The organism is Lentisphaera marina (assembly GCF_028745505.1).
Lineage (GTDB): Bacteria > Verrucomicrobiota > Lentisphaeria > Lentisphaerales > Lentisphaeraceae > Lentisphaera > Lentisphaera marina.
Genome location: NZ_JAQZZL010000001.1, coordinates 1667985 through 1684888 on the forward strand (window position 1 = coordinate 1667985; position 16904 = coordinate 1684888).

Annotated in this window: 9 protein-coding genes; 4 read left to right on the forward strand and 5 right to left on the reverse strand. The window is 42.9% G+C overall.

Annotation, left to right across the window (positions count from 1 at the left end; translation table 11 throughout):
* Positions 1 to 243: 243 nt before the first annotated feature.
* From PQO01_RS06890 to PQO01_RS06905, 4 genes are all read right to left on the reverse strand, one after another.
* Entirely contained in the window at positions 244 to 4956 is a 4713-nt protein-coding gene (locus tag PQO01_RS06890) for a LamG-like jellyroll fold domain-containing protein (RefSeq protein ID WP_274313293.1), read from the reverse strand.
* Positions 4957 to 5060: 104 nt separating this feature from the next.
* A complete protein-coding gene (locus tag PQO01_RS06895; RefSeq protein ID WP_274313294.1) occupies positions 5061 to 5840 on the reverse strand; it encodes a type II secretion system protein in 780 nt (259 codons plus the stop codon).
* Between the two features lie 258 nt (positions 5841 to 6098).
* Positions 6099 to 7067 carry an alpha/beta fold hydrolase gene (locus tag PQO01_RS06900; RefSeq protein ID WP_274313295.1) on the reverse strand — a complete coding sequence of 323 codons (969 nt, stop codon included), beginning with the start codon at positions 7065 to 7067 and terminating at the stop codon, positions 6099 to 6101.
* Between the two features lie 47 nt (positions 7068 to 7114).
* Positions 7115 to 7909 (reverse strand): hypothetical protein, encoded by a 795-nt coding sequence (locus PQO01_RS06905; RefSeq protein WP_274313296.1) that lies wholly within the window; start codon positions 7907 to 7909, stop codon positions 7115 to 7117.
* Positions 7910 to 7998: 89 nt separating this feature from the next.
* Here PQO01_RS06905 and PQO01_RS06910 point away from each other — a divergent pair, with 89 nt between their 5' ends.
* From PQO01_RS06910 to PQO01_RS06925, 4 genes are all read left to right on the forward strand, one after another.
* Positions 7999 to 10566: a hypothetical protein gene (locus PQO01_RS06910; RefSeq protein WP_274313297.1), complete on the forward strand. Its 2568-nt coding sequence runs from the start codon at positions 7999 to 8001 to the stop codon at positions 10564 to 10566.
* Positions 10567 to 10568: 2 nt separating this feature from the next.
* Positions 10569 to 13082, forward strand: a complete 2514-nt coding sequence (locus PQO01_RS06915; protein WP_274313298.1) for a hypothetical protein — start codon at positions 10569 to 10571, stop codon at positions 13080 to 13082.
* Between the two features lie 101 nt (positions 13083 to 13183).
* Positions 13184 to 14764 carry a hypothetical protein gene (locus PQO01_RS06920; RefSeq protein WP_274313299.1) on the forward strand — a complete coding sequence of 527 codons (1581 nt, stop codon included), beginning with the start codon at positions 13184 to 13186 and terminating at the stop codon, positions 14762 to 14764.
* Between the two features lie 27 nt (positions 14765 to 14791).
* On the forward strand, positions 14792 to 14944 hold the full coding sequence (locus PQO01_RS06925) for a hypothetical protein (protein ID WP_274148648.1): 153 nt from the start codon (positions 14792 to 14794) through the stop codon (positions 14942 to 14944).
* A 484-nt stretch (positions 14945 to 15428) separates the two neighbouring features.
* Here the strand turns inward: PQO01_RS06925 and PQO01_RS06930 are convergent, their stop codons facing one another.
* Positions 15429 to 16865: a Kelch repeat-containing protein gene (locus PQO01_RS06930; protein WP_274313300.1), complete on the reverse strand. Its 1437-nt coding sequence runs from the start codon at positions 16863 to 16865 to the stop codon at positions 15429 to 15431.
* Between the last annotated feature and the right edge of the window lie 39 nt (positions 16866 to 16904).

A 16904-nucleotide genomic window follows, 5' to 3' on the forward strand; every position in this document is an offset into this window, starting at 1 on the left:
ATTAAAGTACTGCGGCCTGACATGAGGCGAAGTCCAATTCGTCCTTGTTTTAACTCGGCAAAATCATCGAGTTCCCAGGAAAATTCCTTTTCAAGTTCAGGCCCACTTACTTTCATAATAAATATAGTTTCTCATTTGTACTCCAAAACCTTCATTAGTTCACCTGGTCGCCCCGGTATAAAGCGCCCGAGTGCCTAGGCACTCGGGCGCGGGAAATAGCGTTTATTGGATCAAGTCTGACCCTTACTTTTTAAGATCGAAATCATAGATCGATTTTATCTCTTCAGCTGTGAGAGCACGATCGTACATACGATACTCGTCAAAGGCGGTTGGTTTGTTGCCGGCGAGAATCGCACCATGATCGGCGAAGTAGCCGTTGCCGATGCGCTTCTTCCAATGCAGGGCCTGGGCAGACGATACCTTTTTGCCATTGAAATATACGGCGGTCTCTTTGCCATAGGTAGCGGCAACATGGAACCATTTTCCAGGGACCGTCATCTCTTGTGGTGCAGTCCATGTTGAGTGGCCAATACCGCGACCCCATTCGGCCTTTATGTGAGAGGCCCGGGTTCCACGTACCTGGAAGCTAATGGGACCATAAGCCTCACCAAAGACAGTGAGGTCCTCGGTTTTGTCTCTGAACTTGATCCACATAGAGACTGTAAAGGCATCCTCGCGTTGTTTCAGACCACGTATCATCATAGTAGCTACATCGCCGTAGAGGGCGAGGGCATTGCCTTTGACACCGTCGGGGATGATGGTAGCTCCCTCAACTAGGGCCACTGCACCATTTCCATTCGTGATCGGTGTGCTCTCACCAACAAGTTTTTCACATGATAGATGTCCTAATAGACCAGGTATATCATTGCTGGATACAGCTTTGGATTTTGGAGCCTTATACGCTGCATCACGGGCAAAAGCGGCAGAGCTTAAAAATTGAAATCCTGCGTCTTTTTCATGTTTTACCGAGACTAATGCCTGCCCTATTGCAACCTGTAACTTGAAGGGATGCAGTCCCGCTTCAAGGCCGATAACACCATCAGTTTTAGGTGCATCGACTTGGCGTCGAACCACCACCTGATTGTCGATAATAAGTAGTGCTGAATCACTTCGGCTTTCGGGCATACTAAAGGTATACAGTCCATCGCGACTAATGCGCAAGTATCCACTGTACTCAACTAGTTTTCTAGGCGAATCATTGCGCTCCATAAGATCCACGGACCGACTCAAATAAGGTTTTGCACCTTCGACATCAAAATAGGCTGGCTTGAATCCACTTGTTGGAACAAATCCTGCCTGATCCCGGAAGTTCGGAACCGTTTTGTAGTCGGCCAGTAGGATATCGAGCCGATCGTAACGACGTTCAATTAGGCCTGGCACCACTTTTATGCCCTTTGACGCCGGTATAAGAGTTGATACTTTTTCAGCAACATTTTCTAACTTAAGACCATCTTTATTGCGCATAAAACGCTCAGGTGCAATTGTTTCATAGTCAGCGCCACTTGGAGCAAGAGCTTTCAGGCTAATGCCGTACTGTTCCTCTGCGTCACCTTTCCAGAAGACAGGGTCGCAAACTGTGATATGCAGGGTATGCCATCCCTTTTGAAGAACTACTTCGCCGTAGCGTGGCTTGTAGGAGAGACCAAACTGTTTATCGACCAGAATAATCTGTTGGCCACCCACCTTGAAGTCTATTGGACCATTTGAGGTAAGCTCAAAGGAGTAGGCTCCCGTTTCAGGCACTTCAAGATAGCCTTCAAATGCATAGAAGGCTTTCATCATATGTTTGCCATCCAGCTTACCGTCCATCACTGGAATTGTCAGGTCAGCAAAAGCTTTGGTTACAAGCGGCTTATACAGACCAAGCTTAGGCAGTGAATTCTTCCCACCTTGAAAGAATCCCTTTTCATCAAATTCCGTGGTCTTGATTTCAAATCCCTGCACCTTTAGTCCCGGAGTTTTACCCTCAATAGCAATGGCTTTTTGCGGTTTCTGCAGTTCATAGGTAAAGCTTACTGTATCACTCCAGTTGTCCTTCCCGAAGCGCCAATCTGCGCGGTAAGTGCGAGCCTTTAGTACGCAGCTCTTATCAATGGTAATAGGTCCATTTACAAGAGAAGAAGAAAGGCCTGGAACGGATCCGTCTAAGGTGTAGCGAATCTCGGAGCCAAGCTTACCTGCAGTAAAGAGCACCTCAGTTGGACCGCTGATTACGCGTGGTGCGCGCCACTCAGGACGATTTTGGTCGACTGTGAATTTAGCACGCTGGGCAAGTTCTGGCTTTGCAGGTTTAGCGCCAGAATCAGTCACCTTCTTACCGTTGCGAGACATACTGAAAACGGTGCGTTCTTTGTCGGTCTGGTCAAGGTCATAGACATCGATATTGCTCCCTACCTTCACTGTCAAGCGTGTCCGGTCATCCGACCACTCGGTGCTAGGAAGTTTATCACCAAAATGATGAGGAAAGATCATGATGCGGTACTCGGGACTTTTACCGAAGGCCGGCACAGAGACCATGTTGAAAAGACCGGTGCGCTGCACATTAGGTACGGGAAAAGGGAAGTTGGTATTTCGCCAAAGTACACGAACCAAAAGCATGGGATCACCCTTTTTAGGTTTTGGTTGAAGACCCACGTAGTAGGCCCCGCTATATTGACGATTGTAGCTGTCATCTTTCATAGTGAATATCATGTCAGTACCAATTTTGCCGTCAGTATTCATATCTGTATGGCGGTTACCAACAGCGGTGGTGACCTTGTAGAGAACCGCATCGCCAGTGACCAGCATGCGCCAGTCAAACTGGTGATCTTTATTATCAGCCTTGCGAAGGTCATCCATAATAAGCATATAAGGCTTATCACCCCGGGCGAAATGTAGGGTGCGAAAAACATGGTCCATGGGGTCGTTCCATTTTACATAGTATTCTGGGCCACGGGTTTCGCCGTGCCAGGGTCCGTAGTCAAGATGAGCGAATCCGTCATAATGCTCTTTGATAGCGGGTAAGTAGGCAAATTCACTAAAACGATTGATCTGATAGGCTGCTTTCGCATAGCCTTTCATCTGGTACGGCGCAGTCGTCAGTCCAGGATGATCAAGGTAACGAAGACCATTCCAGCTTTTACGCCACTGGTAAGCTGTCGTCATTTCAGAAACAGTTGTAGCAGTCTGCTCGGTACCAACAGCGGTCATAGTGTCGCCGGAAACAGGAGCGAAGATACTAGCCAGACCGTCCACTGTTACCATATTGCGAAAACTGGTATCTAAATATCCACCGCCGTTAGGAACCCACGAAATGCCGTCAGCCCATAGCTGAAAGTCACCGTGCTGTGGACTTTCGTGTCCCATATAAAACTGGTCTATACGATTTTCAAGGTGAACTAGCATGGAGTTGGCAGACCAGTCATTTCGAGCTGACATAATGCCTCGTTCTTTATCAAACCAGTGTTTTTGTACCGCATCAAATTGTTTTAGATTGTCCTGCTTATTGTAATCGGTCATCTTTGTTGCGGTGAGCAGGTTAAGCGCCTTCATATCAAAATACATATAATGGATTTTCCCACCCCAGTTTTCCTTCTCCGTGCCTTCATAGTACTCAAGGGCGCCGGGTAGTTTGCAGTTCCACACAAAGTCAACTTTGGGATCTTCATGATAAAAATGTTTTAATACCGACCAGAACTCAAGGTGACCCCCCGTTCCAGAACCACCAGAGGCGCGCCAGTAGCGCGGCTGATCCTGACCCGTAATAATTTTATCAAGAGGGGTATTATCAGGGCGACGACGGGATCCACCAAAATAGCGATAATAGAGTTTACGCGCGTGGGCTACATTTGAATTGGCGCGAGCAAGAAGGTGACTATGCTTTAATAAATTCTCTGGATGATCAGGACCCTGGCGCTTAGCAATGGCGAGTATTGGCAACATTGGAATAAAACCCTTGTTGTTTTCATAGGTAATGCCATCAGACGATAAGTCGTAGCTCAGTTTATTTTTAAGACTCCATTCCGCCATCTTTGCTACGCGCGGGTCGTACCCTTTCTCTCCTTCAATAGCCAGTGCCAGATAAATTTGATTTGCTGCGCCGGACATGTGATTGTTAATATACATATGGCCAGGAATTTGCATGCCCGTGGTGTATTTACCATAAGTACTCTTAGAGATTGTTCGGCGTACAATGGTACGTTCCTTCTCAGTCATAAAAGGGTAGGCGTAGTCATACTCGAAGGCAAGGCTTAGATAGGAGCCGCTGATGTCTTTCTTGACTACAGCTGCCCCATGTTTCTTCATGAGTTCATTAACTCGCTTCAAGCCTCCCTGATGATAAGCGGTATGATAATCAACAAGGCCGAATTTAATTCCAGTACGAAGAAAATCATAGCCCACATCTTTAATGGCTTCCACTTCTTTCATTTTGTTGAGAATATCAAGCCTTCCTTCCATATAGAGGGCGTGATCAACAGTTGCTTTTGCGGCCCTGCGACCTAGTTCATTATCCTCGGTAATGAGTGCATAGAGCGCCCAACCGGCGATCTTACTGTCCCCGCCCCAGGGGCTTGAACGATAGTCGAAGTTTTGTGGAACCTTCCAATTTTTAGCATCGCGACGCATATCCTCCATCTGAACACGAAAAATCCGAGGAGCGTCTTTACCGGAGGCATAAACCTCTTTGAAGCGTTCGATATCATCCGGTCCGATGATAATACGCGGATGAATTCCTACTGCAGGGGGCGGGGTGAGTTTGCTTGCATCAAAACCCGGCGCTTTGTAATCCACGGGGACTTCAATGGGAGGAGGGAGGTCTTTAATTAATTCCCCATTTAGGATGTAATCACCAGGAGCGCCGTAACTTCCCTTATGAAATTTTTCTTCGCCCTTATGGGCTTTTGAAATATCCCCAGCCTGACTTGCGAAGGTCGCAAAATAAAGAGAAGCAAAAATGATTTTTCGTACAGAGTTCATGTAGAGTCCTTGTTAAAAGAGTTTTGATTTTAGTTAATAAATTTTTCTCAATATCTTATGTCAAGATTTTGATTGGGTTTTCCGTAAGCCGAAGCTTGAAAGAATTAATAATTGGGATTCCAGTAAAACCTCGTACCAGCTGGCTCCATGTTAGCTTGGAAAACGCCAAAGTTACCTATATATTCCCGCCACCAGGTGGTATGAATTGTGACTTTATATTCGTCATGAAACATCCAAGTATTTGTTTTTACAAATCTTGCTGAGCCATCAATATGTAGTGAATTTGCACCTTCATTTAGGTGATTGCCCATACTGACTCCTCGACCATCACTATACGAGCTTATTGATTCTGCGGTGGATTGAGTTGCACTCCAGTTTCTGACGTAATCATGCATGGCAATGGTAGAGGAGTCAACTGCCGTAATTTTATTATGATCTTTGTATTTGAAAAGTCCCATTGCTTCACGATGGGCGTGGCCGCCACTACCGGGGAGATCAAGGAAGCGGAAAGAATTTTCATAATAAGTCTTAAGGGCAGTTAACTCTCTACCGTCAGCAAGAGTTACGGTTTCAACTGAATCAATACCAAACTTTCCTTCGTAGACGCCAGGGCATTCATAGCCTTCACGACTTGTTCCCATGTAAATTGCAATTTGCTTTAAAAAAGCATTATTGGGATCACTGAAATTTGAGGGGAGGTATTGATCGTTATCTTCTGTATAGAGGTAAATAGCAAGGTGATGTTGCTTTAGATTACTTAGGCAGATCGCTCTTCGAGCTGATTCACGAGATTTCTTTAATGAGGGCATGAGTAAAGAAGCCAAAATGCCAATAATAGCTACGACAACAAGAACTTCGATCAGGGTAAATGTTTTATTTTTCATAAGGCCTCCATGTATTTTAATATGTATTATATATATAATTTTATAAAAAGTCAAGCGGTGTAAGTGATTTTATGTAATTTCTTGAAAGCGCTAGTAGACAGTCTCCGGGAGTTCTCCATTGGGTCTTGGACTGACATTGATTAGAAGATTAGCACCGCGATCACGAAGGTATTTGTAAGTGTCCACATCCATTCAGCAGATTTATATTTTTCTTCTCTCAAATCGCTGTAGTCATTCACATTATTATCAATTTATACTCTAAGGATTAATATTGCTTAAGATGAATTGGTGAACTCGGTCAGCCCAACTGGGGAGGCGTTCATGGGCGAAATCTGGGTAATAAACGATATCTTTTTCTGCAGTTATTTTATTGTAAGCTGCATGCTGGCTCGAAGGCGGACAAATTTGGTCCATGAGGCCGCAGGCCATGAAGGTTTTTGCCTTGATGCGCTTGGTGATATTTTGGATATCAATATAGCCCAGAGTATTAAATACTTGTTCTTTCCTTTCATGGAGTGGGTCATGGTAGCGGAAGTAATTGCGCAGTTCTTCATAAGCATTTTGGTCGAGGTCCATGTCCCAGACGCGCTGATAGTCACTCAGGAAAGGGTAGTGCGGTGCACAGAGTTTTATTTTCGGTTCTAGAGCTGCGCATGCGAGGGCTAAAGCACCGCCCTGTGAACCACCAATAGCGGCCAAACGAGTTTCATCGACTTCGTCTAATGACATGAGTATATTGGCGAGCTGAGCTGTGTCCAGAAAAATCTTTTTAAAGAGCAGGGCGTCGGGCCCTGAATCGATGCCACGAATAATGTGCCCTTTGAGAGTGTTACCCAAAACAGCGCTGGTGTCCTGTGAATTACCTCCTTGCCCACGACAGTCCATAGAAGCAATGGCAAAGCCAGAGTTAAGCCATGAGAGTTTTTCCGACCATTCACCTGAGTGGTAGCCATAGCCGTGAAACTCGATGACACTTGGAATGGGCTTGGAGATATTTTTAGGTCTTAGGTATTTGGCGTGAACACGAGCGCCATCAACACCAGTGAAGTAGAGTTCAAAGGCCTCGGCATTTGGGAACTGAAATTTTGAAGGGATAAGTTCGACTTGGAAATCAAGCGCCTTCATTTCGGTGATATTGCGGTCCCAGAATTGATCTATGTCATCAGGGCAGGGGCTTGAGCCCGTATATGTTTGGAGTTTTTCAATTGAAAAGTCAAAGGCAGGCATGATGGCTCTCTCTATTTAAGGATTTGGAAATTGTATCATAAAAATATTTAAATCTTTTTACTCACTTTAAAATTGGATATTAAAGCACTGCGACCTGACATAAGGCGAAGGCCTATTCGCCCTTGTTTTAGCTCGGCAAAATTGTTTAGTTTCCAAGAAAATTCCTTATTGATTTCAGGTCCACGAACTTTCATACTGAGATTTTTTCCGGTCTTCTCAAAAATGAGCTTATATTTTACTCCAGGTTTGAATAAGCCTGTATTCCAATAGCTTCCTGGTATTTCTGTACTTTTATTAAACTTCTCATCAGATATTGACGGGTAGCGGCGCGCTCTTAGGTATTCTCCCTCAAGGTCATAACGGTTGACTGCATATGATATGTGGTAAAGTTTCATATTGAGGAAATAAAGAGGCATACGAGGTTTTGTCCTAAGGTGATTCCATTTGGAAATATCTTCTTTGTAAGGACCAATACCGATACCACGAGCGTGAAAGTAAAGGATGTTTACATTCCTATCTAAATTATCGAGTCTCGTAAATTCATATTCAATTTTAATATCTCCTTCAAATTCTTGCTTTGTCCATAAGACCATTGACTGGGCATTATCATCTGGATCGGGACCTGCAGTTAATATCATCCCTTTGGCGGTATTTTTTACAGATGAATCAACTGAGTCCAAGAACCAATTTTCTTGCCAATCTTTTTTGCAGTCATCATCTAGGAGTGTTTTTGAGTTCATAATGTTTTTTTTATTTATTGTTTTTGTCTTAATTGTTGCTGATTCTAGGTATGAAAAGGAGTGTAAAAGACAATAACAAATAAGTACATAGAAGAATTTCATAGTTAATCCAATATTTATATTGTAATACACAATATAATACTGTATATATTTTACAATGTGATTTTTTTAATTTAACAAATGAGTGATTTATGAAACTTCAGAAAAAAATTCCCTTCTTATTTTTACTTAGTATAAATGTAATCAGCCTATGCCAACTAATTGGGCAAGAATCACGTGGTGTACTTCCAGAAGAATTAACGGCAGAAGAAATACTCAGTGGCAATTACATTTGGCCGGATTCGCCTAAGATAGATATTCAGCGAGTTGGTAAAGAAAAGGGCTTTAAGCCAAATGCTTTTGGCAAGATGCCAGAAGTAGGTATTCATCCTCGGCTTTTGTTTTCAGAGGAAGATATTCCAAAAATCCAAAAGCGTATAAAAAACACTCGAATGGGCACTAAGTCCTATGCCAATATGAAAAGGCGTGTGGCTGTACAGAGTGCCGATGGAACGGCTTACTCCAATACTTTAGAGGCATTAGAGTCTGGAGATGTTGAGAGAGCAGCCAACTTAATAAGTGATTATAAAAATGCAGGTAAGGGACCGATCACGGCTTATCATCACCGTCATTCATTTGTCTATCCATTGTTATTTGATAGCTTCATCTGCTTAATTGAAAACGATGAAGAACGCGGTGAAAAACTTGCAAAAGCCACTGCGACCCTCGCAAAGATTTATCAGGCTCGTTTTGATGCCATGGATGCCGATGCGAAAGCCGCAAAAATAGAAAGTACTAATCAAGTTAATGGCGATGGCAATCAGATGCATCCAAATGGTCAGTTGAACTCAGATGTTTGGCGAAGCGGTAGAAGAAAGGCCTTTGATGGAGATCCCTTTTACGTTTACGCTTATGATTTTAACTTCAAATGGATGAATGAGCTTGATCGCAGTACTTGTCGTCAGACGATTAACTCATTTATCAATGGCAAGACGACTATGGGCTCACATATGCCTCATCATTTCCGTAACTGGAATTGGGTGGCCATTGCTTCCGGTGGTTTACTTAGTTCTGCAGCTGCAACACTTGGAGAAGAGGGTAATGATGCACGAGTTTATCAGCATGCGCGCGAACTCATCAATGACTACCTGACTTATGGTTGGTCGGAAAAAGGAGCCTCGCGCGAGGCTATTGCCTACACGCAATTTGGTTTACGTTGGTTGATGCCTGCCATGGTAACACTCGCTCGCAATGGCGATAACCTATGGAATACAGATAACTGGTATAAGTCATTGGAATGGTATGCCCAGTCAGTACAAAATGAAGATGGCCGTTTTCTTAGTCATGGAGATGGTGGAAATGATGGCGTGCTGGATTTGACTGCAATAATGTTTAAAAATGCATATCCCGAAAGTGAATTAGCTGACTATGTATTGGCTGAAACTCTAGCAGGTTCAGATGATCCCGAAACTGATAAGGGGCTGATGCTCTTAAGAACAATTTTTGCAGTAGATCCCGATAAGGACCTTGAGGAATATAAAAAAGGATCAGAACTTGAACTAGCAATAACTCATTTTGACCCTGAACGCAATCAACTTATCACCCGTAATAAATGGGGCAGAGATCAACTCAAGCTTAACTTTGAATGTCGAGCTGATTCTTTTGCGCCCAATCACCAACATGCTGACCGAGGTATATTTTCTATCACTGGAGCCGGTAAAACATGGGGCACAGAACATTTTCGTGGTGTAGAAAGCAGGCATCATAGTGTGGTGACAATTGATTATAAAGGTCAGGGTTACTTTGCGCCTCCGGGCAAGTGGCTAAGTTTAGTTGATAATGAGCACGCGACCTTTGGTGTATGCGACAGTAAGTACGCCTATGATTGGTATTTTCATCCAACTTTATCAGGTTTTGCCGACAAGAATAAGTCGCGTAGAAAATATGCGAGATGGTCAAGGTTTGTAGAGGATACAGATTTGTGGTTAAAAGATCATCCCGATTTTGATTGGAAAGCCAATATCGATCGCAGTCCGCAAATTGAAAAATATTGGCGTGGTTTCGAAAAGGGTGATCCGAGAATGTGGGATGAATATTCACGTCCGGTGCGCGTGCCCTTTAATCCAGTGGAGAAAGCTTTTAGAACGGCAGGTCTTATTCGGGGAGAAAACCCCTATGTGCTAATTATGGATGATATTAAAAAGGATGATAAAGCGCATACTTATGATTGGAATATGATGTTTGATCCTGACACAGAGCTCATTTCAATTGATACAGATGAAATTTTATTGGGCTCAAATACAGACTTAATAAAAGGGGGATTTACTTATACTTTTAAGCGCAAGGGGCCAAAGAAAGCTTCACAACTCTACATTAAAGTACTTGAGAGAAGTATTCCGAAAGATGTTCAGCACAATCCTGAAATACGACTCGAAACAGCGGATTTTAAAGAAGCGAGAAAGTGGCCAGAGGGACGGAGTTATGGTCTGACCAAACGTTTGGTAATCCCGAGTTTTAGCCGCGAACCTAAATTCAAAGTTTTGCTTTTTCCTCATTATCAAGGTGACGAACTGCCAAAAATAGAGTGGAATAATGACAAGACTGAAGTCAAAATTCAATGGAAAAATCAAATTGATATACTGTCGTTTAGCCAAGCAGATGGTGGCCGTACACGAGTGGTAATTGAACGTAATGGAAAGATAATTAGCGAGGTAGATTAATTATGATAAGTAGAATATTCAGCATTGGTTTTATTACTTTATTTTGTTGTGCATGCGAAAACTCAACAAAACAATCGCAAAATGAGGAAGTGAAGAGTTTTGAATTAAGTCCAAATACTTCTTTGTTTGATATCGATATTCCAATGGTACAAGGCGAGGTATTGGAAGTAGAAGAGCATTTGGATTTAAAAATGCTCGAAGATCAGAATAATTTCGCTTATTCACCTAAAGAAATTCAGCAGCATTTTTCCAAACCCTACACACTGAAATATGATTTCACCGGATTTGATCCCGACAGTGTTCGTCGAGTACCTAAGCCGGGGATTCATCCTCGTGTTTTTTTTGGACCGGATGAACTTCCTGACTTAAGAAATCGTCTTAAAACGACTCTGCCTGGGCAGAAGATCATGACTGCAATCAATAAAGAGCTGAACAATAATATTCGCAAAGAAGGCAGCCCTACAAGTGCAGGGTATCAAGCGCTAGTAAATGGCGACGAAACTGTGGAGATCCATAAAAATATTTCCATAGCTTACGGGGCTTTATACGAAGCCTTCCGTTGCCTTATTGAACAGGATGAAGAAGGTGGTAAGCAAGTGGCTAAGGCCATTGTGACCATAGCAAAAATCGATCAGAAAAAAATTGCCGCTGAGATTAAGAAATTTAAAGAAAAGAACCCCCAGGCGAAACGCATTGATTTCCGAGTTACGGCAAAGAATCCATCACAGAACGGTGCTCTAGGTTTAATGTACGACTGGGCTTATCATTTTATGAATGAAGAGCAAAGAGATATAGTTCGCGAGGCGATTGTTATGGCGTCGAATAAGATGACTTTGCAGGGTGCGCAAAACCTGCGTACAATTCGAACAAATTCCAGTAATTGGATTTCATGGACATCACGTCTCGTGTGTTTGCTCGCAGCAATAGAAGGAGAAGAGGGATACGACCCGGTGGCTTATCAGCATTCAGTACAGGCAATGAAGTGGTTCTTTTCTTTGAGTATTTTTCCTGATGGAGAAAGTCATGAAGGCTGGGGAAAACAATTTCTCATGGCTGAATTAGTTTACATTATGGCGAGAAGAGGAGAGTATTTTTTTGCGAACCAAAATGTTCGCAATACTTTTAATAGATATTGGCTTCATGCGCTCAATCCATGGGGACGTAAAGATGAAGAGTTTGGTGGGGTTTCAGGGCCATTTACATTCTATGATTCCCAGGGAGGAACAAAGACTCGTATCCCTTCCTTGCCAGATATATTGGTTTACAAAAAACTTTATCCCAAAGATCCGGCCATAGATTTTATTTATCGTAGTGCGATGGGAGAAGACTACGGCAGTTTTTCTGAACGCATTAATTTACGGCATCATTTCTCAACTTATGACGGTTTCTGCAAAGCCATTTTTGCGATGAATTTTGACCATAGTAAGACTTGGGAAGAAGCTCATGCTGATTTAACAAAAGATAAGGATTTAACGTACTTTAGCGTAGATACGGGGAATATGATTACGCGATCAGACTGGAGTCCTGATGCCCTTTACTTTCACTATAATAATCGTTCCATGCCGGGTGGACACAAGTACTCGGACCGCGGGCACTTTAATGTATATGCCGATGGTCGCTATTGGGGGATTTACGAAAAAATGCGTCAGGTGAGGGAAGCCTTTTTGCCGATGAACCGAAGCACAGTGATGATTGACGGGCGGGGCGTGTCTATTGCTCCAGGTAAATGTGTGGATCATGTGAGTAATGACTTAACGAGTTTCACAGTTAGTGACTTGAAGATAACTTATGATTATTCCCACAACTACCTCTTTCCTTTGAAGGGAGAAGATAGAAAGAAAAAAGTTATGTTGCCACATTCATATAATGAATTTCGCTTAGAGCCGTCGGAATACCCTTATTATAATTTAACTCAGGATATGAGGCCTCATTGGTACGACAGCCTCAAAAAGCCCTATGATCAACGCATGGGGGGAAGTAATTCAGCAGCTTGGAGAAAGCATGATATCCCCATGAAAAAAGCTTTTCGTACGGCAGGTATGGTACGTGGGAAGCATCCGTATATTCTCATTGTAGATGACATACAAAAAGATGATCAAAAAAGGCATTACGAATGGGGAATGACTTTGGCGAGTGATGTGAATTTAAATAAGGCGTCAAAAGATTTGGCTATTTTAGGAGACGACAAAAACCGTCAATTAGTGGTACAAATGCTCAGTGCGGATGGACTTGAAGATGCCCCCAAAATAAAAGAAGTACGTAGTAAGAATCCACCTCAGCCGGATAAAGTCATCCCTAAGTTAGTATTCAATTCACATGCTAAAGCCCCAAACTTCAAAGCGCTTATCTATCCTCCACGGGGTGAGCAAGCACAAGTTAGCTGGAATGAAGACAGAACTCAGCTCACACTTACTTGGTCTGACCAAGTGGATTTGATTACTTTCCGTGAGGCAGAAGATGGAAGGACTCGTATACAAATTCAGCGACAAGCTAAGTGTATAGTTGAAATAAAATGATAAACAACAAGATATTTAATCTATGTTATCTTAGTATTTTAAATGCAATAATATTTAATCTAAATGCTGCAGATTTGTCGCCAGAGGCTATGCGTTCGCCGGTGAATCAGGTTTTTCAGTTTAAAGTAGAAGTGAAAGAGACGGGCTGGAAGCAGGGGCCGGACACTAAAACGCTTAGCTATCTTTGGATTCCTGAAAAAACAAAAAAAGTCAAAGGCGTTTTAATTCTCTGCAGTAATGCACCCGAGCATATACTCGTAGGACATGAAAAATTACGCGATGTTTGCCGTAAACATGACTTAGCCATCTTTTGGGGTGTGCGGTCCTTCTATAATTTTGCCTCTAAAGAAAATGAAAAAATTGTTGCCTTAGCAGAAAAGATTCTTGTTCGCTTAGCGGAGGTTTCTGCTTATAAGGAACTTGCTACGGTTCCCTGGATTCCCCTTGGTGAATCGGGACATCTTTTGATGGTTCAGGCTCTATTAAACCATCGGCCTGAACGCTCAATTGCGGGGGTCGCACTCAAGGATCCCGCGATGGCCAACAGAGCCTGGGAAGTTCCTCTTCTCTCTATCCACGGAACCTCACATGAGTGGAGTCAGACCAAAAAAGATTATCCGAATATATGGAATGGTAAAGATAATAAAGAGGGTTTGAGGTCTTATCAGAAGTATTCAGAAACCGCCAAAGCCAGAAGAGATTGGCCGGCCAGCCTGGTGCTCGATCCCGAGAGTGGACACTTCGAAATTTCCGAGCGTTTGGTTGAGTATGTGGCGGAATTTATCGATGCCATTGTACCGCTTCGTTTAAATCCTGGAGGTGAATTAAAGCCAATAGATTTTTCGTCTACTTATCGTGCGGATCTTGCATACAGAAAAGAACAGGTCCCGACGCCTTTTGCCGCTGATCAGGATGGCGTAGGTTTTTGGTACCCCACAAAAGAACTAGCAAACAAAGCTCAGGAAATAAGTGATTATAATTGGGACGCCGAATCCCAGTTAGTCGGCGTAGCTAATACGGATGGAGAAGTTTTTAAATTCAGCTTTGGGGGTATTTCCTATATCGATGTGAATTATCCTACAGAGAAGCATCCTAATGCTCCAGTGGTAAAAATGCTGGATGACGGCATCACTTTTGAATTGAAATCTGTCGTAATGGATAAACTTCCTGCCGAATTTAAGCAGGCGGGTCTTTCCCTTTCAAAAGTGCCAGGTACACCAACTGTGGAATGGGTTTGCGGTGCCTTTGAACCTTTAGGTAATAATCGCTTTCGAATGGCTATTGATAGAACCTGGCCGTCACCATTGTACTTTGCCGTTCGCCATACAGGTACGAATAAAGTACGCGGGGTTTGTCAACCCATTCAGATGAGCCGCTGGGGTGAGCCAAAAACTAATGTGGGTCAGTCCATTAAATTTGATCATATCGAGGATGTGAAAGTGGGAAGGAAAGAGCTGCACTTGAAGGCAGAGAGCAATAGTGATTTACCCGTGCGTTTCTATGTGGATTCAGGTCCTGCGATCATTCAGGGGAATAAACTCATTTTCACCGAGATCCCCCCAAAAGCTAAATTTCCAATTGTTGTAGAAGTCGTGGCCTGGCAATGGGGCACAAGTAAGGGAGAGGGCGTTCGCCGAGCAAAAAACGTACACAATACTTTTCGCATATTAAACTCCGAGTAATTGAAGAATTGTTCTCAGGTAATGAATGTGGATAAAAGTAGCGAGATATTTGACAAGGCTCTACTATGGATTAGTGCTGGAGAGAAAGTAACTGTCTTTGAGGAGAAATTGATTCAATGGCAGGGCAAAAAAGATGTTAAATTATTAGCAAGCGGTAATGTCACATGGTCGGGAAAATAGTTTTTATCCGCCCGTATGGCAATACCTTGCGCATGTGAGTCCGGCATAGAGTGTCGGACCCAAGTTTGGGACCTCGTGATCTCCTCCTAGTCATGCTCCTCACGGAGCACGCTACATCCTAGCGGACTCACAGGTGAGCCCTGGATCAATTTCGACCCCTTTTGTGCCCCTGGAGCCTTAGTCCGGCAAAAAATATGCGTGTTGGACCCACCCAATTAAACCATTCACTTAGAGTCATTTATTCAATCTATATCCTTGCCAGATTAATAGATTAAGTGGATTTGATTACTTTCCATGACGCACAAGAATGATAATTGAATGCGATGGCAAAGTTATGCGTAAGCTCATATGAGTCTCTAAAAAGATAAGAAATTTTTAGAAAAAAAAATGGCTATGATTCGTGGCTGAATTTAGATGACTCAATGTAATTTATGAGATCAAATTAATCATTGAGCAAAATAAATGTATAGATGCTAAATTCTCTCTAGTGTCGGTACTGATAGGTTGCGTTATTGAATGTGCTGGCGTCTACGCCACCTGTTATATAGAGCTTAGTATTTAAGTTAAAGCCTGTACCCCAAATAATTCCGTGTGGCAGTTGGGGCCCCTTGCGAAAAGTGTTTTTCCCTGGTGAAAATATATACACATCGCGATCAGAAGTTTTGTTGCGACCACTCATGATCCAAATTTCCCCTTTATAGTGAGCTACAGCGGCAGAGCGAGGTGAATTGGGGACAGCAATAGTTGTCCAGCTCATAGTTCCAAGATCTAAAATAGCTAGGTATTTATGATCGACAATGTGGTAAAATTTATCTTTGAGCTTAGCTCCATAGGAAGAACCCTTGCCTAGAGGTCCCTTGTTTTCTACTTGCCATTGTGAATCACCATCTGCCAAGCTAAATAAGTGAATTTTATGATCTTCTTTTTCTTGTCCATACCCCATGAGGTAATAACGGTTTTGGTGGTTGAATGAGAGGGCACTGGGAAGTGCAAGAGGGAGCTCGGGAAGAGAACTGATTTTTTTACTTTCGATATCAAAGGATTGGGCAATCGGGGGATAAGTTTTTTGACCTTCTGCATCACGAGATTCGCCACCGGCAGTGATAATGTTGTTTCCTAGGTAGGAGACGCCACAGTATGCCCGTGCCATGCCATAATGGGCTTCTATTTTCCATTTTTCACCATCAAAACTTAGGAGCTCTTCGTGACATTTTCCCTGATTGGGGAAGTCATACATGCCTGTTAAGGCCCATTCCATATAGAATTTCCCGTCGAGGACATCACCGCCTAAGTCATGAGTTCCACTGGGCATTCTAGCCACGAGTTTCCAATCGCGTTGCCAGGCGTCCTTGGAGGATTCTTTCACGTAGTGATCCTTTCCGGATCTAAACCAAATACTCCCCAAGTCGTCAACAAAAATTTTATCGATTTTAAACTTAGTTTGATACACAGTGATGTGATCTTTCTTTTTGAGGTCGATGATTTTATTGTTATCACAAGAGATCAGCATACCTCCACTGGGAGCAATGGTAAGATCGGTGATTTTGGCTCCTTGGATCAAGCTAGAATAATCTTTCCAGCCCTGATTGACTTTGGAAGGATTCAATCTGAAAATTTGTGTATCATCTGCAATGACCAGCTTGCCAGTTTCATCATTAATCAGGTGTTGCCATTTCCCTTTTGGCACATTATCCACCTTTCGCCATTGTTTTGAGCTGGCTTTGAGGAGCCATACTTCATTATCCACTAAAGTCCAATAATTACCATAAACATCAAAGCTTCTTTGACTTGATGATTGGGGCCATTGACTTGCAGGCTTAGGGATATTGATTGGAAATTCCGGAAAGTTGTTTTGCTTTGATAAAACAAAATCTTCCGCCATGAGGTAAAGACTAAAGCACAGTAAAAAGAGTATTTTCATGGTGATACCTAGGTTCTTATTTTTTTTCTTAAAATCTCA